Annotated in this window: 19 protein-coding genes and 1 pseudogene; 17 read left to right on the top strand and 3 right to left on the bottom strand. The window is 73.7% G+C overall.

Annotation, left to right across the window (positions count from 1 at the left end; all coding sequences use genetic code 11):
* Positions 1-208 precede the first annotated feature (208 nt).
* The 9 genes from WA762_RS23865 (at position 209) to WA762_RS23825 (ending at position 13,359) form a co-directional block, all read left to right on the top strand.
* On the top strand, positions 209-1,801 hold the full coding sequence (locus tag WA762_RS23865; RefSeq protein WP_335938205.1) for a PucR family transcriptional regulator: 1,593 nt from the start codon (positions 209-211) through the stop codon (positions 1,799-1,801).
* 131 nt (positions 1,802-1,932) lie between these two features.
* Positions 1,933-3,378 (top strand): aldehyde dehydrogenase family protein, encoded by a 1,446-nt coding sequence (locus WA762_RS23860; protein ID WP_335938204.1) that lies wholly within the window; start codon positions 1,933-1,935, stop codon positions 3,376-3,378.
* Positions 3,379-3,795: 417 nt separating this feature from the next.
* Positions 3,796-5,742 (top strand): acyl-CoA dehydrogenase family protein, encoded by a 1,947-nt coding sequence (locus WA762_RS23855; RefSeq protein ID WP_335938203.1) that lies wholly within the window; start codon positions 3,796-3,798, stop codon positions 5,740-5,742.
* Between the two features lie 124 nt (positions 5,743-5,866).
* Complete coding sequence (dxr, locus tag WA762_RS23850; protein ID WP_335938202.1) at positions 5,867-7,129, top strand: 1-deoxy-D-xylulose-5-phosphate reductoisomerase; 1,263 nt, start codon at positions 5,867-5,869, stop codon at positions 7,127-7,129.
* Entirely contained in the window at positions 7,126-8,436 is a 1,311-nt protein-coding gene (locus WA762_RS23845) for a M50 family metallopeptidase (protein ID WP_335938201.1), read from the top strand. The genes dxr and WA762_RS23845 overlap by 4 nt, the downstream gene beginning before the upstream one ends.
* A gap of 189 nt (positions 8,437-8,625) precedes the next feature.
* The gene (gene ispG, locus WA762_RS23840; protein WP_335938200.1) at positions 8,626-9,780 is read left to right on the top strand and encodes a flavodoxin-dependent (E)-4-hydroxy-3-methylbut-2-enyl-diphosphate synthase; all 1,155 of its coding nucleotides are present in this window, start codon (positions 8,626-8,628) and stop codon (positions 9,778-9,780) included.
* Positions 9,781-10,047: 267 nt separating this feature from the next.
* Complete coding sequence (locus WA762_RS23835) at positions 10,048-10,893, top strand: GNAT family N-acetyltransferase (RefSeq protein WP_335938199.1); 846 nt, start codon at positions 10,048-10,050, stop codon at positions 10,891-10,893.
* Between the two features lie 101 nt (positions 10,894-10,994).
* The gene (locus WA762_RS23830; protein WP_335938198.1) at positions 10,995-11,621 is read left to right on the top strand and encodes a GNAT family N-acetyltransferase; all 627 of its coding nucleotides are present in this window, start codon (positions 10,995-10,997) and stop codon (positions 11,619-11,621) included.
* 37 nt (positions 11,622-11,658) lie between these two features.
* A complete protein-coding gene (locus WA762_RS23825) occupies positions 11,659-13,359 on the top strand; it encodes a proline--tRNA ligase (RefSeq protein WP_335938197.1) in 1,701 nt (566 codons plus the stop codon).
* A 235-nt stretch (positions 13,360-13,594) separates the two neighbouring features.
* Here WA762_RS23825 and WA762_RS23820 read toward each other — a convergent pair whose 3' ends face one another.
* From WA762_RS23820 to WA762_RS23810, 3 genes are read right to left on the bottom strand one after another with little or no spacing between them, the layout of a single operon-like run.
* On the bottom strand, positions 13,595-14,497 hold the full coding sequence (locus WA762_RS23820) for an aminoglycoside phosphotransferase family protein (RefSeq protein WP_335938196.1): 903 nt from the start codon (positions 14,495-14,497) through the stop codon (positions 13,595-13,597).
* Positions 14,498-14,526: 29 nt separating this feature from the next.
* A complete protein-coding gene (locus WA762_RS23815) occupies positions 14,527-15,006 on the bottom strand; it encodes a ferritin-like domain-containing protein (protein WP_335938195.1) in 480 nt (159 codons plus the stop codon).
* Positions 15,003-15,527, bottom strand: coding sequence for a hypothetical protein (locus WA762_RS23810; RefSeq protein WP_335938194.1), 525 nt, complete (start codon positions 15,525-15,527; stop codon positions 15,003-15,005). Before WA762_RS23810 ends, WA762_RS23815 begins: the two co-directional genes overlap by 4 nt.
* 175 nt (positions 15,528-15,702) lie before the next feature.
* Between WA762_RS23810 and rimP the strand changes: the two genes are divergently transcribed.
* The 8 genes and pseudogenes from rimP to WA762_RS23770 all read left to right on the top strand — a co-directional run.
* The gene (gene rimP, locus WA762_RS23805) at positions 15,703-16,200 is read left to right on the top strand and encodes a ribosome maturation factor RimP (protein ID WP_335938193.1); all 498 of its coding nucleotides are present in this window, start codon (positions 15,703-15,705) and stop codon (positions 16,198-16,200) included.
* 2 nt (positions 16,201-16,202) lie between these two features.
* Positions 16,203-17,228 (top strand): transcription termination factor NusA, encoded by a 1,026-nt coding sequence (gene nusA / locus WA762_RS23800; protein ID WP_335938192.1) that lies wholly within the window; start codon positions 16,203-16,205, stop codon positions 17,226-17,228.
* A 201-nt stretch (positions 17,229-17,429) separates the two neighbouring features.
* Complete coding sequence (locus WA762_RS23795; RefSeq protein WP_335938255.1) at positions 17,430-17,708, top strand: YlxR family protein; 279 nt, start codon at positions 17,430-17,432, stop codon at positions 17,706-17,708.
* Between the two features lie 147 nt (positions 17,709-17,855).
* Complete coding sequence (gene infB, locus WA762_RS23790) at positions 17,856-20,882, top strand: translation initiation factor IF-2 (protein WP_335938191.1); 3,027 nt, start codon at positions 17,856-17,858, stop codon at positions 20,880-20,882.
* A 169-nt stretch (positions 20,883-21,051) separates the two neighbouring features.
* Positions 21,052-21,348 (top strand): DUF503 domain-containing protein, encoded by a 297-nt coding sequence (locus tag WA762_RS23785; protein WP_335938190.1) that lies wholly within the window; start codon positions 21,052-21,054, stop codon positions 21,346-21,348.
* 79 nt (positions 21,349-21,427) lie between these two features.
* Positions 21,428-21,886, top strand: coding sequence for a 30S ribosome-binding factor RbfA (rbfA, locus tag WA762_RS23780; protein WP_335938188.1), 459 nt, complete (start codon positions 21,428-21,430; stop codon positions 21,884-21,886).
* Entirely contained in the window at positions 21,883-22,839 is a 957-nt protein-coding gene (gene truB / locus WA762_RS23775; protein WP_335938187.1) for a tRNA pseudouridine(55) synthase TruB, read from the top strand. The genes rbfA and truB overlap by 4 nt, the downstream gene beginning before the upstream one ends.
* Positions 22,840-23,164: 325 nt before the next feature.
* A pseudogene (locus tag WA762_RS23770) lies at positions 23,165-25,041 on the top strand (DUF4158 domain-containing protein); the annotation flags it as partial.

Genomic DNA, 25,041 nt, shown 5'->3' with positions numbered 1-25,041 from the left:
GGAACCCCGGAAGGGGCCGCGGGCCAGTCGCCCCGGGGCCCGGACGGCGGCAACCGGTCACCGGTGCGCGGAGCCGCCGCGCCGGGAGCCGTCCCGGGCCCGGAGGGCGGGCGCAGCCGTCGCCGCGGACCCTGCCGCCCTGGCAGAATCGAGGGGAGCCGTTCATACGGGACGGCGAAAAACGACTCCCCGAGGTCCCACGCACCCCATGCCCCCCACCCTCGCCTCGCTCGTCCAGCACTCGGCGCTCAGACTCCGGGTGCGCGCCGGGGCGGACCGGCTCGACCGGCCCGTCCGCTGGGCGCACGCCAGCGAGCTGACCGACCCGGTCCCCTACATGGAGGGCGGCGAGTTCCTGCTCGTCACCGCCACCAACCTGGACGCCGAGAACCCCGAGGCGATGCGGCGGTACGTCCGGCGGCTGGCCGGGGCCGGGGTCGTCGGTCTGGGCTTCGCCGTCGGCGTCCACTACGACGAGGTGCCCCGGGCCCTGGTCGACGCCGCCGAGGAGGCGGGGCTGCCGCTCCTGGAGGTGCCGCGCCCCACCCCGTTCATCGCCATCGCCAAGGCCGTGTCGTCGGCGATCGCCGCCGACCAGTACCAGGCCGTGACGGCCGGGTTCGCGGCCCAGCGCGAGCTGACCAGGGCCGCGCTGTCCGGAGACGGCCCCGGCGAGCTCCTCGGCCGGCTCGCCGCGCACGTCGACGGCTGGGCGGCGCTCTACGACGCCTCCGGCGCGGTCGTCGCCGCGGCCCCCGACTGGGCCGCCCGCCGGGCCGCCCGCCTCACCCCCGACGTGGAGCGGCTGCGGGAGCGCCCCGCCCCCGCCAGCGTGGTCGTCGGCGGCACCGACGACCGGGTCGAGCTCCAGTCCCTGGGCACCGGCCGCCGGGTCCGGGGCGCCCTGGCCGTCGGCACCGGCGCGGCCCTCGGCACCGCCGAGCGGTACGCGGTGCACTCCGCGGTCGCCCTGCTGACCCTGACCACCGCCCGCTCCCGCGCTCTCCAGGGCGCCGAGCAGCGGCTGGGCGCGGCGGTGCTGCGGATGCTGCTGGCCGGGGAGCCCGACCACGCCAGGGCCGTCGCCGGGGAACTGTACGGAGGACTGCTCGACGCCCCGTTCCGGCTGCTCATCGCCGAGGCGGACGCCCCCGGCACCACGGCGGCGCTGGGCGAGGCGATGGAGGCGGCGGCCTTCCGCACCGGCGAGTCGCTGCTGGCCGTCCCGGAGGGCGGCCGGCTCGTCGTCCTCGCCGCGGACGGGGGAGCGGCGGTCGGCGCCTGCGCCGCCTACGCGGCGGCGCAGGAGGCCCGGGAGGCGGGGGAGACGCGCCCCGGGCACGAAGCGGCGGAGGGGGACGACCGGGTGGCCGTCGGCCTGTCCGCCCCGGCCGGCCCGGTCGCCGTGTCCGCCGCGTACCGACAGGCCGAACAGGCCCTCTCGGTGGCCCGCCGCCGGGGCAGGGCGCTGGTGGAGCACGAGGAGCTGGCGGCGGGCTCGGTGCTGCCGCTGCTCGCGGACGACGCGGTGCGCGCCTTCGCGGACGGCCTGCTGCGGGCCCTGCGCGAGCACGACGCCAAGGGCCGCGGCGACCTGGTCGCCTCGCTGCGGGCCTGGCTCTCCCACCACGGCCAGTGGGACGCCGCCGCGGCGGACCTGGGCGTGCACCGCCACACCCTGCGCTACCGGATGCGCCGGGTGGAGGAGATCCTCGGCCGCTCGCTGGACGACCCGGACGTCCGGATGGAGCTGTGGCTGGCCCTGAAGGCCACGAGCACCCCGGCCGCGCCGGGGGAGTGAGCCGGCGCCGCCTCCGACAATCCGGCGCAACTCCGCGGCGCACTGCTCCAGGTCGGACAAACGTCAGGTCCGCCGTTCGGCCCTACCGTGGGGTGCGGCACACCCCACGTCTCCGAAGGGCCGGAACCTCCATGACTTCCACCCACGCCTTCTGGCTCGCCGGCCGCCAGGCCACCGGTGAGAACAGCTTCGACGTCACCAACCCCTGGGACGGCCGTCACGTCGGCACCGTCAGCGTGCCGACCGACGCGCAGACCGAGGAGGCCGTCGCGGCCGCGCACGCCGTGCGCGAGGAGTTCGCCGCGACCCCGGCCCACGTGCGGGCCGCCGCCCTCGACCACGTCGTGCGGCGCCTGGTGGAGCGCACCGAGGAGATCGCCCAGCTGATCTCCGCCGAGAACGGCAAGCCCATCAAGTGGGCCCGCGGCGAGGTCGGCCGCGCCGTCTCGGTGTTCCGGTTCGCCGCCGAGGAGGCCCGCCGGTTCAACGGCGGCGACGCCCAGCGCCTCGACACCGACGCCGGCGGCACCGGCCGCCTCGGCCTGACCCGCCGCTTCCCGCGCGGCCCGGTCCTCGGCATCGCGCCGTTCAACTTCCCGCTGAACCTGAGCGCGCACAAGGTCGCCCCGGCCATCGCCGTCGGCGCCCCGATCATCCTGAAGCCGGCCCCGGCCACCCCGATCTCCTCGCTGATCCTGGGCGAGATCCTGGCCGAGACCGACCTGCCGGCCGGTTCGTGGTCCGTGCTGACCGTCCCCAACGACCGGATGCCGGCCCTGGTCCAGGACGAGCGCCTGCCCGTCATCTCCTTCACCGGCTCCGGCCCGGTCGGCTACTCGATCCTGGAGTCCGTGCCGCGCAAGCACTGCACCCTGGAGCTCGGCGGCAACGCCGCCGCCGTCGTCCTCGGCGACTACGCCTCCGAGGAGGACCTGGACTGGGCCGCGACCCGCATCGCGACCTTCTCCAACTACCAGGGCGGCCAGTCCTGCATCTCGGTGCAGCGGGTCATCGCGGACGCCTCGGTCTACGACCGGCTCGTCCCGAAGATCGTCGCCGCCGTCGAGGCCCAGGTCACCGGCGACCCGTCCGACGACGCCACCGAGGTCGGCCCGCTGGTCAGCGAGGACGCCGCCAAGCGCGTCGAGTCCTGGGTCGACGAGGCCGTGCGGGGCGGCGCCCGGCTGCTCGCCGGCGGCAAGCGGGACGGCGCCAGCTACGCGCCGACCGTCCTCGCGGACCTTCCGCAGGACGCCACCCTCGCCCACGAGGAGGTCTTCGGACCGGTCCTCTCGGTGCAGAAGGTGGACGGCGAGGCCGAGGCGTTCGCCACCGTCAACTCCTCCAAGTACGGCCTCCAGGCCGGCGTGTTCACGCACGACCTGCAGACCGCCTTCCGCGCCCACAGCGCCCTGGAGGTCGGCGGCGTGATCATCGGCGACGTCCCCTCCTACCGCGCCGACCAGATGCCGTACGGCGGCGTCAAGCAGTCCGGCGTCGGCCGCGAGGGCGTCCGCTACGCCATGGAGGACTACACCTACGAGCGAGTCCTGGTCCTCACCGGCCTCGCCCTGTAGGACCCGGAACCGGAACGACACCCGGTCCACCGACACCGCCCGCGCTCATCCGCCTGGACAGCATGACGCGGGCGGCAAGGAGGCGGCCGCAGCCCACTGTGCGGGGGCTGCGGCCGCCTTCGCGCGTTCCCGCCCCCGCGCCCGTCCCCGCGCGCACGGGGCCCGGGCCCCGCACCGGCGCGGCCGTCCCCACGCGTGCGGCCGGGGCTCCCGCGCGCACGGCCGGCGCGTCGTGTCGCCGCGGGGGCGACCAGTGGGGTGGCCCCCGACCCGATCACCCGCCGGGGATGGCGGCGGGGTGCGAAAGCGGGTAGATCAGGACACGTAACACCATTCGGCACGTACGGCAGGCACCCGCGCGCCCCGCCCGGACCGGCCGCGTCCGCCCACCCCACACAGCGGCGAGGTGAGTTCCTCATGTCCGCCCCATCCGCACCGAAGAACACCCCGGCGGTCACCGAGCGCGAGGCGCGCCGGGTGGCCGAGGCCGCCCGCGAACAGGACTGGCGCAAGCCCAGTTTCGCCAAGGAACTCTTCCTCGGGCGGTTCCGGCTCGACCTGATCCATCCGCATCCGCTGCCGTCCCCGGACGACGTCCGGCGCGGCGAGGCGTTCCTGGCCCGGCTGCGCGACTTCTGCGAGACCAGGATCGACAGCGCCCTGATCGAGCGCGAGGCGCGGATCCCCGACGAGGTGATCAACGGCCTCAAGGAGCTCGGCGCCCTCGGGATGAAGATCGAGCCGAAATACGGCGGGCTGGGGCTGACCCAGGTCTACTACAACAAGGCCCTCGCCCTGGTCGGCTCGGTCAGCCCGGCGATCGGCGCGCTGCTCTCCGCCCACCAGTCCATCGGCGTGCCCCAGCCGCTGAAGCTGTTCGGCAGCCAGGAGCAGAAGGACGCCTTCCTGCCCCGGCTGGCCACCACCGACATCTCGGCGTTCCTGCTCACCGAGCCGGACGTCGGCTCCGACCCGGCCCGGCTCGCCACCTCCGCCGTCCCGGACGGCACGGACTACGTCCTCGACGGGGTCAAGCTGTGGACCACCAACGGCGTCATCGCCGACCTGCTCGTGGTGATGGCCCGGGTCCCCGAGTCGGAGGGCCACCGCGGCGGCATCACCGCGTTCGTCGTCGAGGCCGACGCCCCGGGGATCACCGTCGAGCACCGCAACGCCTTCATGGGGCTGCGCGGCATCGAGAACGGCGTCACCCGCTTCCACCGCGTCCGGGTGCCCGCGGCGAACCGCATCGGCCCCGAGGGCGCCGGGCTCAGGATCGCCCTCACCACGCTCAACACCGGGCGGCTCTCGCTGCCCGCCATGTGCGTCGGCGCCGGGAAATGGTGTCTGAAAATCGCCCGCGAGTGGTCGGCGGCCCGCGAGCAGTGGGGCCGGCCGGTCGGCCGGCACGAGGCCGTCGGCGCCAAGATCTCCTACATCGCCGCGACCACCTTCGCCCTGGAGGCGATGGTCGACCTCGCCTCCCAGATGGCCGACGAGAACCGCAACGACATCCGGATCGAGGCGGCCCTCGCCAAGCTGTACGCCTCCGAGGCGGGCTGCCTGATCGCCGACGAACTCGTCCAGATCAGGGGCGGCCGGGGCTTCGAGACCGCCGCGTCACTGGCCGCCCGCGGCGAGCGCGCCGTCCCCGCCGAGCAGCTCCTGCGCGACCTGCGGATCAACCGGATCTTCGAGGGCTCCACCGAGATCATGCACCTGCTGATCGCCCGGGAGGCCGTCGACGCCCACCTCAAGGTCGCCGGGGACCTCATCGACCCGGGCAAGCCCCTCTCCGCCAAGGCCAGGGCGGGCGCGAACGCGGCCGGCTTCTACGCCCGCTGGCTGCCCCGGCTCGTCGCCGGACCGGGACAACTCCCGCGCACGTACGGGGAGTTCACCCACGCCGGGCACCCGGACCTCTCCTCCCACCTGCGGTACGCCGAACGCTGCTCCCGCAAGCTCGCGCGCTCCACCTTCTACGCCATGTCGCGCTGGCAGGGCCGGATGGAGACCAAACAGGGCTTCCTCGGCCGGATCGTCGACATCGGCGCGGAGCTCTTCGCGATGAGCGCCGTCTGCGTCCGGGCCGAGCTGCTGCGCTCCTCCGGCGAGCACGGCCGCGAGGCGTACCGGCTCGCCGACGCCTTCTGCCGGCAGTCCCGGCTCCGGGTCGAGGAGCTCTTCACCCGCCTGTGGTCCAACACCGACGCCCAGGACCGGCGCCTGGCCGACGGCGTCCTGGCGGGGGCGTACACCTGGCTGGAGGAGGGCGTCCTCGACCCCAGCGGCGACGGCCCGTGGATCGCCGACGCCACCCCGGGGCCCAGCGCCCGGGAGAACGTCCGCCGACCGGTCCGCTGAGCGCCGGCCGCGGCCGGCCCCGGCCGGCCCGAGGACCGCGGGGGCGTCTTCCGGACAGCCCGGCCCCGCGGTCCGGCCGGGTCCGGGGGACGCCCTGTCCGGGCGCACAGCCGATGCGGCAAGAATGGGGGGCATGAGCGACAGCCCTGCCCCCCTCGCCGACCCGCACCTCGTCTTCGACGCCGCGGAAGGCCGCCGGGATCTCGTCATCCTCGGCTCCACCGGTTCCGTCGGCACCCAGGCCATCGACCTGGTGCTGCGCAACCCCGACCGCTTCCGCGTCACCGGCCTCGCCGCCGCGGGCGGACGGGTCGGCCTCCTCGCCGAGCAGGCGCACCGGCTGCGGGCGCGTACCGTCGCCGTCTCCGCGCCGGACGCCGTGCCGGCCCTCCGCGAGGCGCTGCGCGAGCGGTACGGGGCGGGCGAGCCGCTCCCCGAGATCCTCGCCGGCCCCGAGGCCGCGTCCGAACTCGCCACCACCGACTGCCACACCGTGCTCAACGGCATCACCGGCTCCATCGGGCTCGCCCCGACGCTCGCCGCCCTCGGCGCGGGCCGCACCCTCGCCCTCGCCAACAAGGAGTCGCTGATCGTCGGCGGCCCGCTGGTCAAGCGGCTGGCCGAGCCCGGCCAGATCATCCCGGTCGACTCCGAGCACGCCGCCCTCTTCCAGGCGCTGGGCGCGGGCACCCGCGCCGACGTGCGCAGACTCGTCGTCACGGCCTCCGGCGGGCCCTTCCGGGGACGCACCCGCGAGGAGCTGGCCGGCGTCACCCGGGAGGAGGCCCTGGCCCACCCGACCTGGGCCATGGGACCGGTCATCACGATCAACTCCGCCACCCTGGTCAACAAGGGCCTGGAGGTCATCGAGGCGCACCTCCTCTACGACATCCCGTTCGACCGGATCGAGGTCGTGGTGCACCCCCAGTCGTATGTGCACTCCATGGTGGAGTTCACCGACGGCTCCACCCTCGCCCAGGCCACGCCCCCCGACATGCGCGGCCCGATCGCCGTCGGCATCGGCTGGCCCCGGCGCATCCCGGACGCCGCCCCCGCCTTCGACTGGTCGAAGGCGTCCAGCTGGGAGTTCTTCCCCCTCGACGACGAGGCGTTCCCCTCGGTGGGACTGGCCCGGCACGTCGGCACGCTGGGCGCCACCGCCCCCGCCGTCTTCAACGCCGCGAACGAGGAATGCGTCGACGCGTTCCTGTCGGGACGGCTGCCCTTCACCGGCATCATGGATACGGTCACCGCGGTGGTGGCCGAGCACGGCGCCCCCGCCACGGGAACTCCGCTCACGGTCGAAGACGTCCTGGAAGCGGAGACCTGGGCCCGGGCCCGGGCCCGTGAACTCTCGGCGAAGGCGACAGCGGAGGCGCGCGCATGAGCATTTCGACGGTCCTGTTGACGATTCTCGGCATCGCCGTCTTCGTCATCGGCCTGCTGTTCTCCATCGCCTGGCACGAACTCGGGCACCTGTCGACCGCGAAGCTCTTCGGCATCCGCGTCCCCCAGTACATGGTCGGCTTCGGACCGACGATCTGGTCCCGGAAGAAGGGCGACACCGAGTACGGGATCAAGGCCATCCCGGCCGGCGGCTACATCCGCATGATCGGCATGTTCCCGCCGGGCCCGGACGGCCGCCTGGAGGCGCGGTCCACCTCCCCGTGGCGCGGCATGATCGAGGACGCCAGGTCGGCCGCCTTCGAGGAGCTCGAACCGGGCGACGAGAAGCGGCTGTTCTACACGCGCAAGCCGTGGAAACGCGTCATCGTGATGTTCGCCGGGCCGTTCATGAACCTGGTCCTCGCCGTCGGGATCTTCCTCGGCGTGGCGATGTCCTTCGGGTTCCAGACCCAGACCACCGAGGTCGCGGGCGTCCAGCAGTGCGTGATCCCGCAGAGCGAGAAGCGCGACACCTGCGAGAAGACCGACGAGGTCTCGCCCGCGCGGGCCGCCGGCCTGGAGAAGGGCGACCGGATCGTCGCCTTCGACGGCCAGAAGGTCGACGACTGGGACACGCTCTCCAGGAAGATCCGCGACACCATCGGCCCCGCCACCCTCACCGTCCAGCGCGACGGGCGGGAGGTGACCCTGCACGCCGTGCTCAAGAAGAACACGGTGGCCGCCAAGGACTCCAAGGGCGAGGTGATTCCCGGCAAGTTCGTCCCCGCCGGCTACCTCGGCTTCGCCGCGCAGACCGAGATCGTGCCGCTCACCTTCGGCGAGTCCGTCGTCCGCATGGGAGACATGATCGAGAACGGCGTCGACTCGATCATCGCCCTCCCGTCCAAGATCCCCGGACTGTGGGACGCGGCCTTCGGCGGCGGCGAGCGGGCGGCCGACTCCCCGGTCGGCGTGGTCGGCGCGGCCAGGATCGGCGGCGAGGTGATGGCCCTGGACGTGCCGGCCCAGAACCAGGTCGCGATGATGCTGTTCCTGCTGGCCGGATTCAATCTCTCGCTGTTCCTCTTCAACATGCTGCCGCTGCTGCCGCTCGACGGCGGGCACATCGCCGGAGCGCTCTGGGAGGCGCTGCGCCGCAACGTGGCCCGGGTCTTCCGGCGGCCCGACCCCGGCCCCTTCGACGTGGCCAAGCTGATGCCGGTCGCCTATGTCGTCGCGGGCGTCTTCATCTGCTTCACGCTGCTGGTGCTGGTGGCCGACGTCGTCAATCCGGTCAAGATCACCTGATGGCCGCCGGCCCCGGCCGGCCCCCGTGCACCCCGGGTGACGGCCCGGCACACGCTGTGTGTCCGGGCCGTTCCGGAACGCGGCGCTCCAGGACGGGGTGTGCTCCCGGGCGTCTCCGGTGCCGTAATCTCGGAGGCCGGAGCCCGCCGAACTCGGGACCACGATCCACACCTTGGGGATGCTCAGCGCATGACTGCGATTTCTCTCGGAATGCCGTCCGTTCCGACCAAGCTCGCCGACCGGAGGGTCAGCCGCCAGATCCAGGTCGGGTCGGTCGCGGTGGGCGGGGACGCGCCGGTGTCGGTGCAGTCGATGACCACGACGCGCACCTCGGACGTGGGCGCGACCCTCCAGCAGATCGCCGAGCTGACGGCGACCGGCTGCCAGATCGTGCGGGTGGCGTGCCCGACGCAGGACGACGCGGACGCCCTGGCGGTCATCGCGCGGAAGTCGCAGATCCCGGTGATCGCGGACATCCACTTCCAGCCGAAGTACGTCTTCGCCGCGATCGACGCGGGCTGCGCGGCGGTGCGGGTGAACCCGGGCAACATCAAGAAGTTCGACGACCAGGTCAAGGAGATCGCGCGGGCGGCCAAGGACGCCGGGACGCCGATCCGGATCGGCGTGAACGCCGGCTCGCTGGACGCGCGCCTGCTCAAGAAGTACGGCAAGGCCACGCCCGAGGCGCTGGTCGAGTCGGCGCTCTGGGAGGCGTCGCTCTTCGAGGAGCACGACTTCCGGGACATCAAGATCTCGGTCAAGCACAACGACCCGGTCGTGATGGTCAACGCCTACCGCCAGCTCGCCGAGCAGTGCGACTACCCGCTGCACCTCGGCGTGACGGAGGCGGGCCCGGCGTTCCAGGGCACGATCAAGTCGGCGGTCGCGTTCGGCGCGCTGCTGTCCGAGGGAATCGGCGACACCATCCGGGTGTCCCTGTCCGCGCCGCCGGCCGAGGAGGTCAAGGTCGGCATCCAGATCCTGGAGTCGATGAACCTGCGGCCCCGCCGGCTGGAGATCGTCTCCTGCCCGTCGTGCGGACGGGCGCAGGTCGACGTGTACAAGCTGGCCGAGGAGGTCACCGCGGGCCTGGAGGGCATGACGGTGCCGCTGCGGGTCGCCGTGATGGGCTGCGTCGTCAACGGACCGGGCGAGGCCCGCGAGGCGGACCTCGGCGTCGCGTCCGGCAACGGCAAGGGACAGATCTTCGTGAAGGGCCAGGTCATCAAGACCGTGCCCGAGTCGAAGATCGTCGAGACGCTGATCGACGAGGCCATGAAGATCGCCGAGCAGATGGAGAAGGACGGCGTCGCCTCGGGCGAGCCCGAGGTCGCCGTCAGCTGACCCCCGCATCTCGCCGCAGCGGCGCCCGCGCGGCACGACGCCCCGCCGCCCGGAGCACCGCGCGGCACGACGCCCCGCCGGACGCCCCGCGCCCCGGCGGGGCGCCGTCGCGCCGGGCCCTGTCCCGGCCCGCGCCATGGCTCGTGCCCCGGCCCGTGCTCCGGGTGCGCTCCGGCCCGCGCCCCGGTCCGCGCCCGCAGGGGCGGCGCGGCACAGCCTCTTTGGGTACAGTGCGGAAATCAGCAGACCCCATGGTGAGGCCCCCTCGTGTTGACGCAGACGACCACCCGGGTCCTCGAACCCAACGACCTCGGCGCCGCCCTCGCCGTACTGGAGAGCGACCCCGTCGCCAACGCCTTCGTGACGTCCCGGGTCCAGGTCGCGGGACTCGACCCCTGGCGCCTCGGCGGCGAGATGTGGGGCTGGTACGCCGGCGGACGGCTGCGCTCGCTGTGCTACTCGGGCGCCAACCTGGTCCCGATCTGCGCCGGCCCCGAGGCCGTCGCGGCCTTCGCCGAGCGCGCCCGCCGGGCCGGCCGCCGCTGCTCCTCGATCGTCGGCCCCGCCGAACCCACCGGTCGGCTGTGGCGCCTGCTCGAACCGGACTGGGGCCCCGCCCGCGAGGTCCGGGCCCACCAGCCGCTCATGGTCACCGAGAGCCCGTCCGCCGAGATCGCCCCCGACCCCCTGGTCCGCCGCATCCGCAAGGACGAGATGGACGTCCTGATGCCCGCCTGCGTGGCGATGTTCACCGAGGAGGTCGGCATCTCCCCGCTCGCGGGCGACGGCGGACTCCTCTACCAGGCGCGCGTCGCCGAACTCATCGGCGCGGGCCGCTCGTTCGCCCGGATCGAGGACGGCAAGGTGGTCTTCAAGGCCGAGATCGGCGCGGCCACCCCCCAGGCGTGCCAGATCCAGGGCGTCTGGGTCGCCCCCGAACACCGGGGACGCGGCCTCTCGGAGACCGGCATGGCGGCCGTCCTGCGGTACGCGCTGGCGGACGTCGCCCCCGTCGTCAGCCTCTACGTGAACGACTTCAACACCCCGGCGCGCCGGGCGTACGCCAGGGTCGGCTTCCGTGAGACCGGCGCGTTCATGAGCGTGCTGTTCTGACCGGCCGCCGCCCGGCGCCCCGGACCGGGCGCCCCGACGGGCCCCGGGGACAGGGCCGTACGGCCGTATCGCCGCCGCACCCGGGCCAGTAGGGTCGGCCCATGGCAGCAGTTCCCGGGGACGGCCCCCGCACCCCCAGCGTCCGGATCGGACCGGTCGACCTCGCCGCCCGCGTCGACGAGGCGCTCGCCGTGCAGGCCGTCGCCTTCGGCCTCGGCCCGGAGGAGGTCCAGGTGCGCCGCCACATCGTGCTCCGGCACCTCGACCACCCGTGCGCCCGCGCCCTCGGCGCCACCACCCCCGACGGCCGGCTCGTCGGCTTCGTCTACGGCATGCCCAACGAACGCGGCCAGTGGTGGTCCACCGTCGTCGAGCCCCACCTGCGCGCCGCCGGCACCGCGCACTGGCTGGACGACGCCTTCGTCATCACCGAACTGCACGTGCTCCCCGCGTTCCAGAACCGCGGCATCGGCCGCGCCCTGATCACCGCCCTCACGGACGCCGCCGACCAGCCCCGCTCCATCCTCTCCGCGATCGACGCCGACAGCCCGGCCCGCGGCCTCTACCGCAGCCTCGGCTACCGCGACCTGGCCCGGCGGGTGCACTTCCCCAGCGCGCCCAAGCCGTACGCGGTGATGGGAGCGCCCCTCCCGCTGCTGCGCCGCGCGGGGCGGTCCGGGGCCGATCGGGGACGAATCGATTTCCGCCCACCCGGGCCGCCCGGCTAACCTCCTGCTCATCACCCTTTCCGAGCAGGAGTTCATCATGGCCCAGGTCCAGCGCATGTCCCGATTGATGATCAAGACACTGCGCGACGACCCGGCCGACGCCGAGACGCTCAACCACAAGCTGCTCGTCCGGGCCGGATACGTTCGTCGCACGGCCGCCGGGATCTGGACCTGGCTGCCGCTCGGCAAGAAGGTCCTGGAGAACGTCACCCGCGTCGTGCGCGAGGAGATGGACGCCATCGGCGGCCAGGAAGTGCTGCTGCCCGCGCTGCTCCCCAAGGAGTCGTACGAGGCCAGCGGCCGCTACGACGAGTACGGCGCCCTGCTGTTCCGGCTCCGGGACCGCAAGGGCGCCGAGTACCTCCTCGGCCCCACCCACGAGGAGATCTTCACCCAGGTCGTCAAGGACCAGATCACGTCCTACAAGGACCTGCCGGTGATCCTCTACCAGATCCAGACCAAGTACCGGGACGAGGCCCGCCCGCGCGCCGGGGTGCTGCGCGGCCGCGAGTTCCAGATGAAGGACTCGTACTCCTTCGACACCACCGACGAGGGCCTGGTCGAGGCGTACCGGCTGCACCGCGCCGCCTACATCCGCATCTTCGAGCGGCTGGGCCTCGACTACCGCATCGTCTCCGCCGTCTCCGGCGCCATGGGCGGCTCCGCCTCCGAGGAGTTCCTGGCCCCCGCCGCGGCCGGTGAGGACACCTTCGTCGACTGCACCTCCTGCGACTACGCGGCCAACTCCGAGGCCGTGACCTTCGAGGCCGCCCCGGCGGACGGCTCCGCGCACGGCCCCGTCGAGGAGCTGGACACCCCCGACACCCCGACCATCGAGACGCTCGCCGCGCACCTGGGCGTGCCCGCCTCCGCCACCCTGAAGAACCTGCTGGTCAAGATCGACGGCGAGATCGTCGCCGTGGGCGTGCCCGGCGACCGCGAGGTGGACCTCGGCAAGCTCGGCGAGCACCTGGCGCCCGCCGTCGTCGAGCTGGTCACCGCGGAGGACTTCGAGGGCCGCCCCGACCTGGTGCGCGGCTACGTCGGACCGCAGGGCCTCGGCAAGGTCCGCTACATCGCGGACCCGCGCGTCGCCCCCGGCACCGCCTGGATCACCGGCGCGAACAAGCCCGGCACCCACGCGAAGAACGTCGTCGCCGGCCGCGACTTCGAGGTCGACGACTACCTGGACGTCGTCGTCGTCGAGGACGGCGACCCCTGCCCCAGGTGCGGCGCCCCCCTCAAGCTGGACCGCGCCATCGAGATCGGCCACATCTTCCAGCTGGGCCGCAAGTACGCGGACGCCTTCCAGCTCGACGTGCTCGGCCAGAACGGCAAGCCGGTCCGGGTCACCATGGGCTCCTACGGCGTCGGCGTCTCCCGTGCCGTCGCCGCGCTCGTCGAGCAGACCGCGGACGAGCAGGGGCTGTGCTGGCCCCGCGAGATCGCCCCGGCCGACGTGCACGTCGTCGCGGCGGGCAAGGCGCTCCAGACGGAGCTGGCCCTCGACGTCTCGGACCGCCTCGCCGCCGCCGGCCTGCGGGTCCTCGTCGACGACCGGGCGGGCGTCTCGCCCGGCGTGAAGTTCACCGACGCCGAGCTGATCGGCGTTCCGAAGATCCTGGTCGCGGGCCGCCGCTCGGCCGAGGGCGTCCTGGAGCTGAAGGACCGCCGCACCGGCGAGCGCGAGGAGCTCACCGCCGACGAGGCGATCGCCCGCCTCGCCGCCCAGGACTGACACACCCGGCACCCGGCACACCGGCGGGCCCCGCGCGACGAGCGGGGCCCGCCGGTGTGCCGTCGTGCCCGGGGAAACGGCGGCGCGGACCGTCCGGCGCGCCCCGGCGGCCCCGGCCCCAAAGAAGCCCCCGGGCCGTGCGCGCCCGCACGGCCCGCGAGAAGGAGCGGCCGGGCCCCCGCCGGCGGCCGCCGCCCGCGCCCCCGCGGACGGCCGACGCCCCCTGGAAAAGCGCCTACAGCCAGCCGGCGAACTCCAGGGACAGCTCGCCCTCCTGGCGGCGGCCCGCCGACAGCGCCCGGGTGCCCGACTCCACCGCCCGGAACAGCGTCCAGCCGCGCAGCCGCTCCCGGTCCACGTCCAGCGCGTCCGCCAGCTTCCTGACCCTGCGCCGGGCCGTCGCCGCGCCGCCGGGGGAGGCGATCAGGTCCTCGACCCGGTCGCGCGCCAGGCGCGCCAGATCGTAGGCCCGCTCGCCCACCAGCGGCTCGGGGCCGACCGTCAGCCAGGGCGCCCGCTCGCCCGCGAGCACCTTGCTCTGCCGGAAGTTGCCGTGCAGCAACAGGAGTTCGGAGGAGCCGGCGAGCAGTTCCCCGCGCGCCGAGAGCGCGGCGGAGACCAGTGGCTCCAGGGCCGGGTCGGCCTCGGCGCAGGCCCGCATCGGCTCCGCCTGGCGCGCGGTCCGCTCGGCGACCGTCTCGAACCCGTGCCCGGCCGGCGGCTCGACCCAGAGCCGGCGCACCGTGCCCGCCGCCTCCAGCAGCGCCTTCGCCTCCGGCAGCGAGCGCAGCGACACCTCGGGGTGCAGCCGTTCCAGCAGCAGCGCTCCCGGCCCGTGACCCAGCAGTCGCACCGCGCCCCAGCCGTTCCAGTGCGCCAGCGCCGCCCGCTCCCGCGCGGGCTCCGCCGGGGGCGGGGCGATCTTCAGCGCCGCCGGGGCGCCGTCGGGACACGTCACCAGCAGGACCAGACCGCTGCGGCCGCCCGGGGCCACGACCCGTTCCGCGGTCAGCTCCCGACCGGTCGAGGTCAGCGCCTCCTCGGCCAGCGCCGGAAGCCGGCCCAGCCAGTCGTCGGCGGCGTGCCCGTACGACTCGCCGAGCGCTCGCACCAGACGCCGCGGCGGTTCGAAACCCATACGTGCTCTGTTCCCTCTCGAAGCGTCTGTCAGTGCGCCGGGCCGGAACCGGCTCCCGCGGCCGTGCCGTTTTTCGTGCCGGCTCCGGCGGCGCGCTCGGCGAGACCCGGGAACGGGACGGCGCCGCCCCGCCAGCGGGCCGCGCGCACCGCGGCCTCGCGCAGCGCGTCCGCCGCCTGGCGCCTGAGCGGCCCCTCGGCCGCCCGCACCAGGTCGGAGTAGACGTCCGCGACCCGGTCCTCCAGCAGCGCGGCCAGCCGGACGGCCGCGGCCGGGTCCGGCACCGCGAACGGCAGGGTGTACGCGGCCCGTGCCGCCACCGGCTCGCCGCCCAGGTCGCGCACGGCCCGCACCAGCGCGTCCCGGCGGGCCCGGTGGGCGTGGTACGCCTCGGCGGCCTCGGCCCGGCGGCCCGCGGCGACCCGGCCGCCGGCCACCCCGTACCCGTACACCGCCGCGTGTTCGGCGGCCAGGGCCGCCTGCGCGGCCTCCCGTGTACCGTCGCTCATGACGAGGCCTCCTCGGCCATCTCGGTCAGCAGATAGGCGTGGGCCGCTCCGGCCGCCGCGATCGACGCGAGCAGCCGGGCCAGCTCCGGCGGGGCCTCCATGAGGGCCGCCAGATGGGTGTCGGCGGCGCGCCGCTCCGCCGCCGCCAGCCCCTTGAGGGCGGTCCGGGCGTCGGTCGCGGCCGACGGGGAGGGCGCGGGCTCCGCCCCGCCGTCCGCCGCCAGCGCCCCGGCGTGCGCCCGTACGGCGTCCCGCAGCGGCGCGAGCCGGGCGGCGGTCGCCGGATGGTCGGCGGTCACCTGTTCGTACCGGCCCAGCAGTCCCCGGGCGGTGCGCGCGGCGCTCGCCCGGAGCCTGCGCTCCGTCCGTGCGGCCAGGGCGAGTTGGGCGGCGGTCGGCGCCCCGTCCCGGCCGGACCCCGCACCGCCCCCGGAACCGTCGCAGCCGGCCAGCACCGCGCCCAGGGCGATCACGCCCGTCGCGGTGAACACACCTCTGCGCGTCGTCCCCGTGCGCCGCACTTGTTCTCCTTCGAGGTTGGCCCTGTTGTGACTGCTTCTGTCCTGAAGTGATCACCGCAGGCGAGCGTACCCGCGCTCACGGGCCGGACGGACGGCAACACCCCTCGGGACCGGATACCCTTTGAGCTGACACGCGAGATCCCACAACAGCACACGCGGCCGAGGAGTCACCCGGATGAGCACCACCCAGAGCGAAAGGCTGCGCGGGCTGCTCGAACCGCTCGTCAGCGCCGAGCGACTGGATCTCGAGGAGATCGAGGTGACCCGGGCGGGCCGCCGCAGGGTGCTGCGGATCATCGTGGATTCCGAAGAGGGCGTGGAGCTCGACGCCTGTGCCGAGCTGAGCCGCGCGATCTCCCAGAAGCTCGACGAGACCGACGCGATGGGCGAGGGCGAGTACGTCCTCGAGGTCAGTTCCCCCGGCGCCGACCGTCCGCTGACGGAGCACCGTCACTACGTACGCGCCACCGGCCGCCTGGCCCGGCTGCGTCTGCACGACGGCGGCGAGCTGGTCGCCCGGATCCTCGCCGTGGACGAGGACGGGCTGGACCTGGAGGTGCCGGGCGTCAAGGGCCGCAGGCCCACCGCCCGCCGGATCGCCTTCGACGAGATCGCCAGGGCCCGGGTGGAGATCGAATTCAACCGCAAGGACAAGAAGGAAGAGGAGGCGTAGCCGTGGACATCGACGTGAAGCTCTTGAAGGGCTTGGCGCAGGACAAGGAGATCCCCTTCGACGTGCTCGTCGAGGCGATCGAGTCGGCCCTCCTCATCGCCTACCACCGGACCGAGGGAAGCCACCGCCGCGCGCGTGTGGAGATCGACGGGCACGGCCATGTGACGGTGTGGGCGACGGAGGACCCGGCCGACCTGGAGCCGGGCCAGGAGCCCAAGGAGTTCGACGACACCCCGTCCGGCTTCGGCCGGATCGCGGCGACCACGGCCAAGCAGGTCATCCTGCAGCGCCTGCGCGACGCCGAGGACGACCGCACGTTCGGGGAGTACGCGGGCCACGAGGGCGACGTCGTCAGCGGCGTCGTCCAGCAGGGCAAGGACCCGAAGAACGTCCTGGTCGACATCGGCAAGCTGGAGGCCATCCTGCCGGTGCAGGAGCAGGTGCCGGGCGAGGAGTACCCGCACGGCCTGCGTCTGCGCAGCTATGTCGTCCGGGTCGCCAAGGGCGTGCGCGGCCCCTCGGTGACGCTGTCGCGCACCCACCCCAACCTGGTGAAGAAGCTCTTCGCGCTGGAGGTCCCGGAGATCGCCGACGGCTCCGTCGAGATCTGCGCGATCGCCCGCGAGGCCGGCCACCGCACCAAGATCGCGGTCCGCTCGACCCGCTCCGGGCTCAACGCCAAGGGCGCCTGCATCGGCCCGATGGGCGGCCGGGTGCGCAACGTCATGGCCGAGCTGCACGACGAGAAGATCGACATCGTGGACTGGTCGGACGACCCGGCCGAGATGGTCGCCAACGCCCTGTCACCCGCGCGGGTGAGCAAGGTGGAGGTGGTCGACCTGGCCGCCCGGTCCGCCCGGGTCACCGTCCCGGACTACCAGCTGTCGCTCGCGATCGGCAAGGAGGGGCAGAACGCCCGCCTCGCCGCGCGGCTCACCGGCTGGCGCATCGACATCCGCCCGGACACGGAGACCGACGCCGAGCGCGACGGCGCCGACCGGGCCCGCCGCCGCCCCGAGCGCGGCTGAGCGCCGCCGGAACGGCCGGGCCCGTCCCGGCGGCGGTTCCGGGGGAGCCGGCCACCGCCGGAGGGCCCGCGGGACGGCGCCCGGAGGCATTCACCCGCGGGTCGCGGGAATATCTCCGGGCAGCACACCGCTGTTGAGAACAACATGCGTTCGATTCTTGCCCCGAAGGGGTGAGGTCGCTGCGGGGAGGTAGACTTGAGCGTGTCTGGCCGGACGCATGCCCGCGCATGCCCTGAGCGAACCTGTGTGGGATGCCGGGAGCGGGCGGCCAAGCACGAACTGCTGCGCATCGTCGCGGACGGAGACGCCTGCGTCCCCGATCCTCGCGGTACGCTGCCCGGCCGGGGTGCGTATGTACACCCCGTCCCCGCCTGTCTGGACCTGGCGGTCCGCCGCCGGGCGTTCCCCCGGGCCTTCAAGGCCAAGGGGCCGTTCGACACCACCGCGCTGCGGGGGTTCGTCGAACGGGCGACACCGTAAGAAATGAACGGCACGGGACCCCGTGCGGTCAGGTACCTCGCGAGTCGGAAGTAGGTCGAGATTGCGATGAGCACTCGATGAGTACGCGATGAGTACGCCCATGAAGTAGCGACGGTCCGGCGGTAACCCGGACCTAAAAGGAGCGAAGTGGCTAAGGTCCGGGTATACGAACTCGCCAAGGAGTTCGGTGTGGAGAGCAAGGTCGTCATGGCCAAGCTCCAGGAACTCGGTGAATTCGTCCGTTCGGCGTCCTCGACGATCGAGGCGCCGGTTGTACGCAAGTTGACTGACGCGTTGCAGGGGCCCGGCGGAGGCGCCGGCAAGCCCGCTGCCAAGCCGGGTGCGCCCCGCAAGGCGACGCCCGCTAAGCCCTCGGCGCCCTCCCCGGCCGCCGCGGCACGTCCGGCTGCCCCGAAGCCCGGCGCCCCGGCTCCCAAGCCGGCCGCCGCTCAGGGCGGCGCCCCCGCGGCACCCTCCGCGCCGACGCCCGGGCCGCGCCCCGGCCCGCGTCCCGGCCCGAAGCCCGCGCCGGTGACCCCGGTCCCGGCCGCCGAGTTCTCGGCCCCGGCCCAGCAGGCCGCGCCGCAGCAGCAGGCGCCGCGTCCCGCCGGCGCCACCCCCGGCCCGCGCCCCGGCGCCCGTCCGGGCCAGCGCGACGGCGGCGGCCGCGGCGAGCGTCCGGGCCGTCCCGGCGGCCAGGGGGCCCCGCGCCCCGGCGCCCGTCCGGCCGGTCCGCGCCCGGGCAACAACCCCTTCACGTCCGGCGGCTCGACGGGCATGGCCCGTCCGCAGGCGCCCCGGCCCGGCGGCGCCCCGCGTCCCGGCCCCGGTCAGGACCGTCCCGCCCCGCGCCCGCAGGGCGGCCCCGGCGGCGCTCCGCGTCCCCAGGCTCCGGGCGGCGCCCGTCCGACCCCGGGCAGCATGCCCCGTCCGCAGGCGCCCCGTCCGGGCGGCCCCGGCGGCAACCGCCCGAACCCGGGCATGATGCCGCAGCGTCCCGCCGCGGGTCCGCGTCCCGGCCCCGGCGGCCGTGGTCCGGGTGGCGGCGGCGGTCGTCCCGGCGGCGGCGGCGGTCGTCCCGGCTTCGCCGGCCGTCCGGCCGGTCCCGGCGGCGGTGGCGGCGGCTTCGGCGGCCGTCCCGGCGGCGGTGGCGGCGGTGGCGGCGCGGGCCGTCCCGGTGGCGGCGGCGGCTTCGGCGGTCGTCCCGGCTTCGGCGGCCGTCCCGGCGGCCCCGGTGGCCGCGGCGGCACGCAGGGCGCCTTCGGCCGTCCCGGCGGTCCGGCGCGTCGTGGCCGCAAGTCGAAGCGGCAGAGGCGCCAGGAGTACGAGGCCATGCAGGCCCCGTCGGTGGGCGGCGTCATGCTGCCCCGCGGCAACGGACAGTCCGTCCGCCTGTCGCGCGGCGCCTCCCTCACCGACTTCGCGGAGAAGATCAACGCCAACCCGGCGTCGCTCGTCGCCGTGATGATGAACCTCGGCGAGATGGTCACGGCCACGCAGTCCGTCTCCGACGAGACGCTCCAGCTGCTCGCCGACGAGATGAACTACGTCCTGGAGATCGTCAGCCCGGAGGAGGAGGACCGCGAGCTGCTCGAGTCCTTCGACATCGAGTTCGGCGAGGACGAGGGCGGCGAAGAGGCGCTCACCCCGCGCCCGCCGGTCGTGACCGTCATGGGTCACGTCGACCACGGAAAGACCCGGCTGCTGGACGCGATCCGCAAGACGAACGTCGTCGCGGGCGAGGCCGGCGGCATCACGCAGCACATCGGTGCGTACCAGGTCTCCGCCGAGGTCAACGGCGAGGACCGCCGGATCACCTTCATCGACACCCCGGGTCACGAGGCGTTCACCGCCATGCGTGCCCGCGGTGCGAAGTCCACCGACATCGCGATCCTCGTGGTCGCGGCGAACGACGGTGTGATGCCCCAGACGATCGAGGCGCTGAACCACGCCAAGGCGGCCGACGTGCCGATCGTGGTCGCGGTCAACAAGATCGACGTCGAGGGCGCCGACCCGACCAAGGTGCGCGGCCAGCTCACCGAGTTCGGTCTGGTGGCCGAGGAGTACGGCGGCGACACGATGTTCGTCGACATCTCCGCCAAGCAGGGGCTGCACATCGACGAGCTGCTGGAGGCCGTGGTCCTGACCGCGGACGCCTCGCTCGACCTGCGGGCCAACCCGGAGCAGGACGCGCAGGGCATCGCGATCGAGGCCCACCTCGACCGCGGGCGCGGCGCCGTCGCGACCGTCCTCGTCCAGCGCGGTACCCTCCGCGTCGGCGACACGATGGTCGTCGGTGACGCCTACGGCCGCGTGCGCGCCATGCTCGACGACAAGGGCGAGAACGTCGAGGAGGCGGGTCCGTCGACCCCGGTCCTCGTGCTCGGTCTCACCAACGTCCCGGGCGCCGGCGACAACTTCCTGGTGGTCGACGAGGACCGTACGGCCCGCCAGATCGCCGAGAAGCGCGCCGCCCGCGAGCGCAACGCCAACTTCGCCCGCAAGGGCGTCCGGTTCTCCCTGGAGAACCTCGACGAGGCGCTCAAGGCCGGTCTGGTCCAGGAACTCAACCTCATCATCAAGGGCGACGCGTCCGGTTCGGTGGAGGCCCTGGAGTCCTCGCTGCTCCAGCTCGACGTCGGCGACGAGGTCGACATCCGGGTCCTGCACCGCGGTGTGGGTGCGGTCACCGAGTCGGACATCGACCTGGCGACCGGCTCCGACGCCATCGTCATCGGCTTCAACGTGCGCGCCGCCGGGCGTGCGCAGCAGATGGCCGAGCGCGAGGGCGTGGACGTCCGCTACTACTCGGTCATCTACCAGGCGATCGAGGAGATCGAGGCGGCCCTCAAGGGCATGCTCAAGCCGGAGTACGAAGAGGTCGAGCTCGGCACGGCGGAGATCCGCGAGATCTTCCGCTCGTCCAAGCTGGGCAACATCGCCGGTGTGCTCGTCCGGTCCGGCGAGGTCAAGCGCAACACCAAGGCGCGCCTGCTGCGCGATGGCAAGGTCATCGCGGAGAACCTCACCATCACCGGTCTGCGCCGCTTCAAGGACGACGTCACCGAGATCCGCGAAGGCTTCGAGGGCGGTATCAACCTCGGCAACTTCAACGACATCAAGATCGACGACGTCATCGCGACGTACGAGATGCGCGAGAAGCCGCGGGGCTGACCCGCGGCGGGTCCCCGGGGGACGTCCCCCGGGGCTCTCCGCAGCGGTCGGGGCCGGTCGACGGAGCGTATTTCCGTCGATCGGCCCCGGCCGTTCCGTGTACGGTTCTGGTGTCCCTGCCAAGTGATGGCGGGGCGCGAACCCGAACCGGCGGGACATCCGGACATTCATGTATGTGGGGACTCTGTCCTTCGATCTGCTTCTCGGCGACGTACGGTCGTTGAAGGAGAAGCGCTCCGTCGTCCGCCCCATCGTCGCCGAACTCCAGCGCAAGTACGCGGTGAGCGCGGCGGAAGTGGGCGGTCAGGATCTCCACCGCAGGGCCGAGATCGGCCTCGCCGTGGTCTCCGGGGACACCCGGCACCTCACAGATGTCCTGGACCGGTGCGAGCGGCTGGTGGCCGCCCGGCCGGAAGTGGAGCTGCTGTCCGTACGACGACGGCTGCACAGCGACGAAGACGATTGAGTTGAGAGGGAAGGGCGGCGAGGGGTGGTCTGCGCCACCCCTCGGAAGCCTGTCCCGAAGGTGAGAAGGAGACGGACCAGTGGCCGACAACGCGCGGGCGAAAAAGCTGGCGGACCTCATCCAGGAGGTGGTCGCCCAGAAACTGCAGCGCGGTATCAAGGACCCCCGTCTGGGCACGCACGTGACCATCACGGACACCCGGGTCACCGGTGACCTGCGGGAGGCCACGGTCTTCTACACGGTCTACGGGGACGACGAGGAGCGGGCGAGCGCGGCGGCGGGGCTGGAGAGCGCCAAGGGCGTGCTGCGTTCCGCGGTCGGCGCGGCGGCGGGGACGAAGTTCACGCCCACGCTGACGTTCGTGGCGGACGCCCTTCCGGAGAACGCCCGGACCATCGAGGACCTCCTCGACCGGGCACGGGCCTCGGACGCGCGGGTCCGCGAGGCGTCCTCGGGCGCCACGTACGCCGGCGGCGCCGACCCGTACCGCAAGGCGGACGCGGACAAGGACGAGGACGAGGACACCGCCTCCGAATGACGACGCAGAACAAGACGCCCGGCACGGGGAGCGGGAGCGCGCCCGCCCCGGGCCGGGGCGGCGCCGGGCGGCCCGAGGACGGGCTGGTCATCGTCGACAAGCCGGCCGGTTTCACCTCGCACGACGTCGTCGCCAAGATGCGCGGCATCGCCCGGACCCGGCGGGTCGGCCACGCCGGCACGCTCGACCCGATGGCGACCGGCGTCCTCGTGCTCGGCGTGGAACGCGCCACCAAGCTCCTCGGCCACCTCGCGCTGACCGAGAAGGAGTACCTCGGCACGATCCGGCTCGGCCAGAACACCGTCACGGACGACGCCGAGGGCGAGATCACCTCGTCCACCGACGCCTCCGGAGTGGGCCGGGACGCCGTCGACGCCGGGGTCGCGGCCCTGACCGGCCCGATCATGCAGGTGCCGTCCAAGGTCAGCGCCATCAAGATCGACGGCAAGCGGTCCTACGCCCGGGTGCGCGGCGGCGAGGAGTTCGAGATCCCGGCCCGGCCGGTGACGATCTCGTCCTTCCGCGTCTACGACGTGCGCGAGGAGACCGCCGAGGACGGCACCCCCGTGCTCGACCTGGTCGTCTCCGTCGTCTGCTCCTCCGGCACCTACGTCCGGGCGCTCGCCCGCGACCTCGGCGCCGGGCTCGGCGTCGGCGGGCATCTGACCGCGCTGCGGCGCACCCGGGTCGGACCGTACGGGATCGACATGGCGCGGACGCTCGACCAGCACCAGCAGGAGCTGACCGTGATGCCGGTGGCCGAGGCCGCCGCCTCCGCGTTCCCGCGCTGGGACGTCGACGAGAAGCGCGCCCGGCTGCTGCTGAACGGGGTGCGGCTGGACATGCCCGCCCTCCCGCCGGGGCCGGTAGGGGTCTTCGGGCCCGACGGGCGCTTTCTGCTCCTCGTGGAGGAGCAGAAGGGCAAGTCCAAGAGCCTCGCCGTCTTCGCCTGACCCGGCGGCCCCGGCCCGGCACCGCCGCCGGGGCCCGGGGCGGCGGTTCTCCGTCGCCGTCGGCCTTCGGCGCCCGGCGGCCCTCCGTCGTCGTGCGGGGGCCGCCGGGCCCGTTTCATGAGCGGTCGCCCCTCACCGGACGATCGCCTTCCGCGCGGGGCCGTCTTCCGCGGGCGGTCGCCCTTCACGGATGCCGGGTGTCAGTAGTTGAGGTACAGGAAATCCCGGTGAGATTGATCATGGTCGGCTAGCACACCGAGCCGGGTGCTGCTGGGGTTCACGGAAAGCCCGCCGCGTGGGCGTCGGCGCTGGCAACGTCCGGGCTGTGCCGGTGGAGTTTCTGACTGATGAGCAGGCCGAGGCGTACGGGACGTTCACCGAGGCGCCCACGCGCCCGGAGCTGGAGCGGTTCTTCTTCCTCGACGATGACGACCGCGATCTGATCGCGCTGCGGCGTACGGATGTGCACCGACTGGGGATGGCGTTGCAGGTCTGCACGGTCCGCTACGTCGGCCGGTTTCTGGGTGAGGACCCGCTCGCGGTGCCGTGGGAGGCCGTGGAGTACCTGGCCGGGCAGCTCGGCATTGAGGACGCCTCCTGTGTGAAGCGGTACCCGGAGCGCCGGTCGACGGTGTACGAGCACGCGGCGGAGATCCAGAAGCGGTTCAAGTACCGGGACTTCAACGACCGCAGGTGGGGCAGGGAGTTCCGCAGTTTTCTGTACGGGCGGGCGTGGACGCACGCCGAGGGGCCGGTGGCGCTGTTCAACCACGCGGTGACGTGGCTCGCCGGCACCGGGTGCTGCTGCCGGGTGTCTCGGTGCTGGCCCGGCAGGTGTCGGAGGCCCGTACGGCGGCGGAGCGGCGCCTGTACGAGGCGGTGGCGCGGGCCGCGGACCGGGCCGATCCCGCGCTCGCGCCGGCGCTGGCGGTGCTGCTGGATGTGCCGGAGGGCAAGCGGGTCTCGGAGCTGGAGCGGCTGCGCACCCCGCCGGTGAAGACGACCGGCACGGCGATGGTGCGGGCCATGGAGCGGGTGGAGGAGATCTCCGCCTTTGGCCTGGGGCGGGTGAACCTCTCCCGGGTGCCGGTGAACCGGCTGTCGACGCTGGCCCGGTACGGGCAGCTGAGCAAGGCACAGACGATCGAGCGGGCACCGGAGCCGCGCCGGACCGCCCTGCTGACGGCGGTGGTGCGTCAGCTGGAGGCGCATGCGGTCGACGACGCGTTGGACCTGTTCGCACTGCTGATGGCGACCCGGCTGATCAGCCCCGCCCGCCGGGCGTCGGACCGGGATCGCCTCGCGATGCTGCCTCAGCTGGAGAAGGCGGCCCGCGTCCTGGCGAAGGCGTCGAAGATCCTGACGGAGGAGCTGGACCTGGTCGCCGAGGCGAGCACGGACCTGGACGTCGCCGCGCTGTGGGCGGCGGTGGAGGAGGCCGTGCCGCGTACGGCGGTGGCCGGGGCGGTGGCGACCGTCGAAGCCCTGGTGCCGCAGGACGACGGGTCCGCGGAGGCGGCGATGCGGGAGAAGCTGGCCCTGCGCTACAACACCGTGCGCCCGTTCCTCTCCCTGCTGGGCGAGTCGGACTCGCTGGACGCTGCCCCAACCGGGCGGCGCATCCTCAAGGCCGTACGCCGTCTGCCCGCGCTCTCGCGCCGCCGGGTGAAGGACAGGCCATTGCTGCCCCGCGAGGTCGATGCCGAGCTGGTGCCGGCGATGTGGAAGCGAGCGGTGTTCTCCAACTCGAGGTTGCCGCAGGGCGCGGTCGACCGCGACGCGTACGTGGTGTGCGTGCTGGAGCAGTTGCACCGCACCCTGAACCGGCGCGACGTGTTCGCCGCCCCGTCCAACCGGTGGGCGGACCCGCGGGTCCGGCTGCTGGACGGGCCGCGGTGGGAGGCCATGAAGGCGGACGTGCTGGCGGGCCTGAGCCTGTCCGACGACGTCGGCGAGCACCTGGCCCAGCTCACCCGGGGGCTGGATGCCGCGTGGCGGCAGATGGCGGACCGACTTGCCGAGGCCAGGGACGAGGCGAAGGTGGAGATCGTCGTCCCGGAGGGCGGCGGCCGGGCCAAGTTGTCGGTGGACAAGTTGGGTGCGGTGGGCGAGCCGGAGTCGCTGACCTGGCTGAGGACCACCACGGAGGCGATGCTCCCCAGGATCGACCTGCCGGACCTGCTGTTCGAGGTCCACTCCTGG

This window comes from Streptomyces tyrfis (assembly GCF_037034285.1).
Classification (GTDB): Bacteria; Actinomycetota; Actinomycetes; order Streptomycetales; family Streptomycetaceae; genus Streptomyces.
Note: the sequence above shows the minus strand (reverse complement) of the source record. Positions and strands in the feature narration are given on the sequence as shown.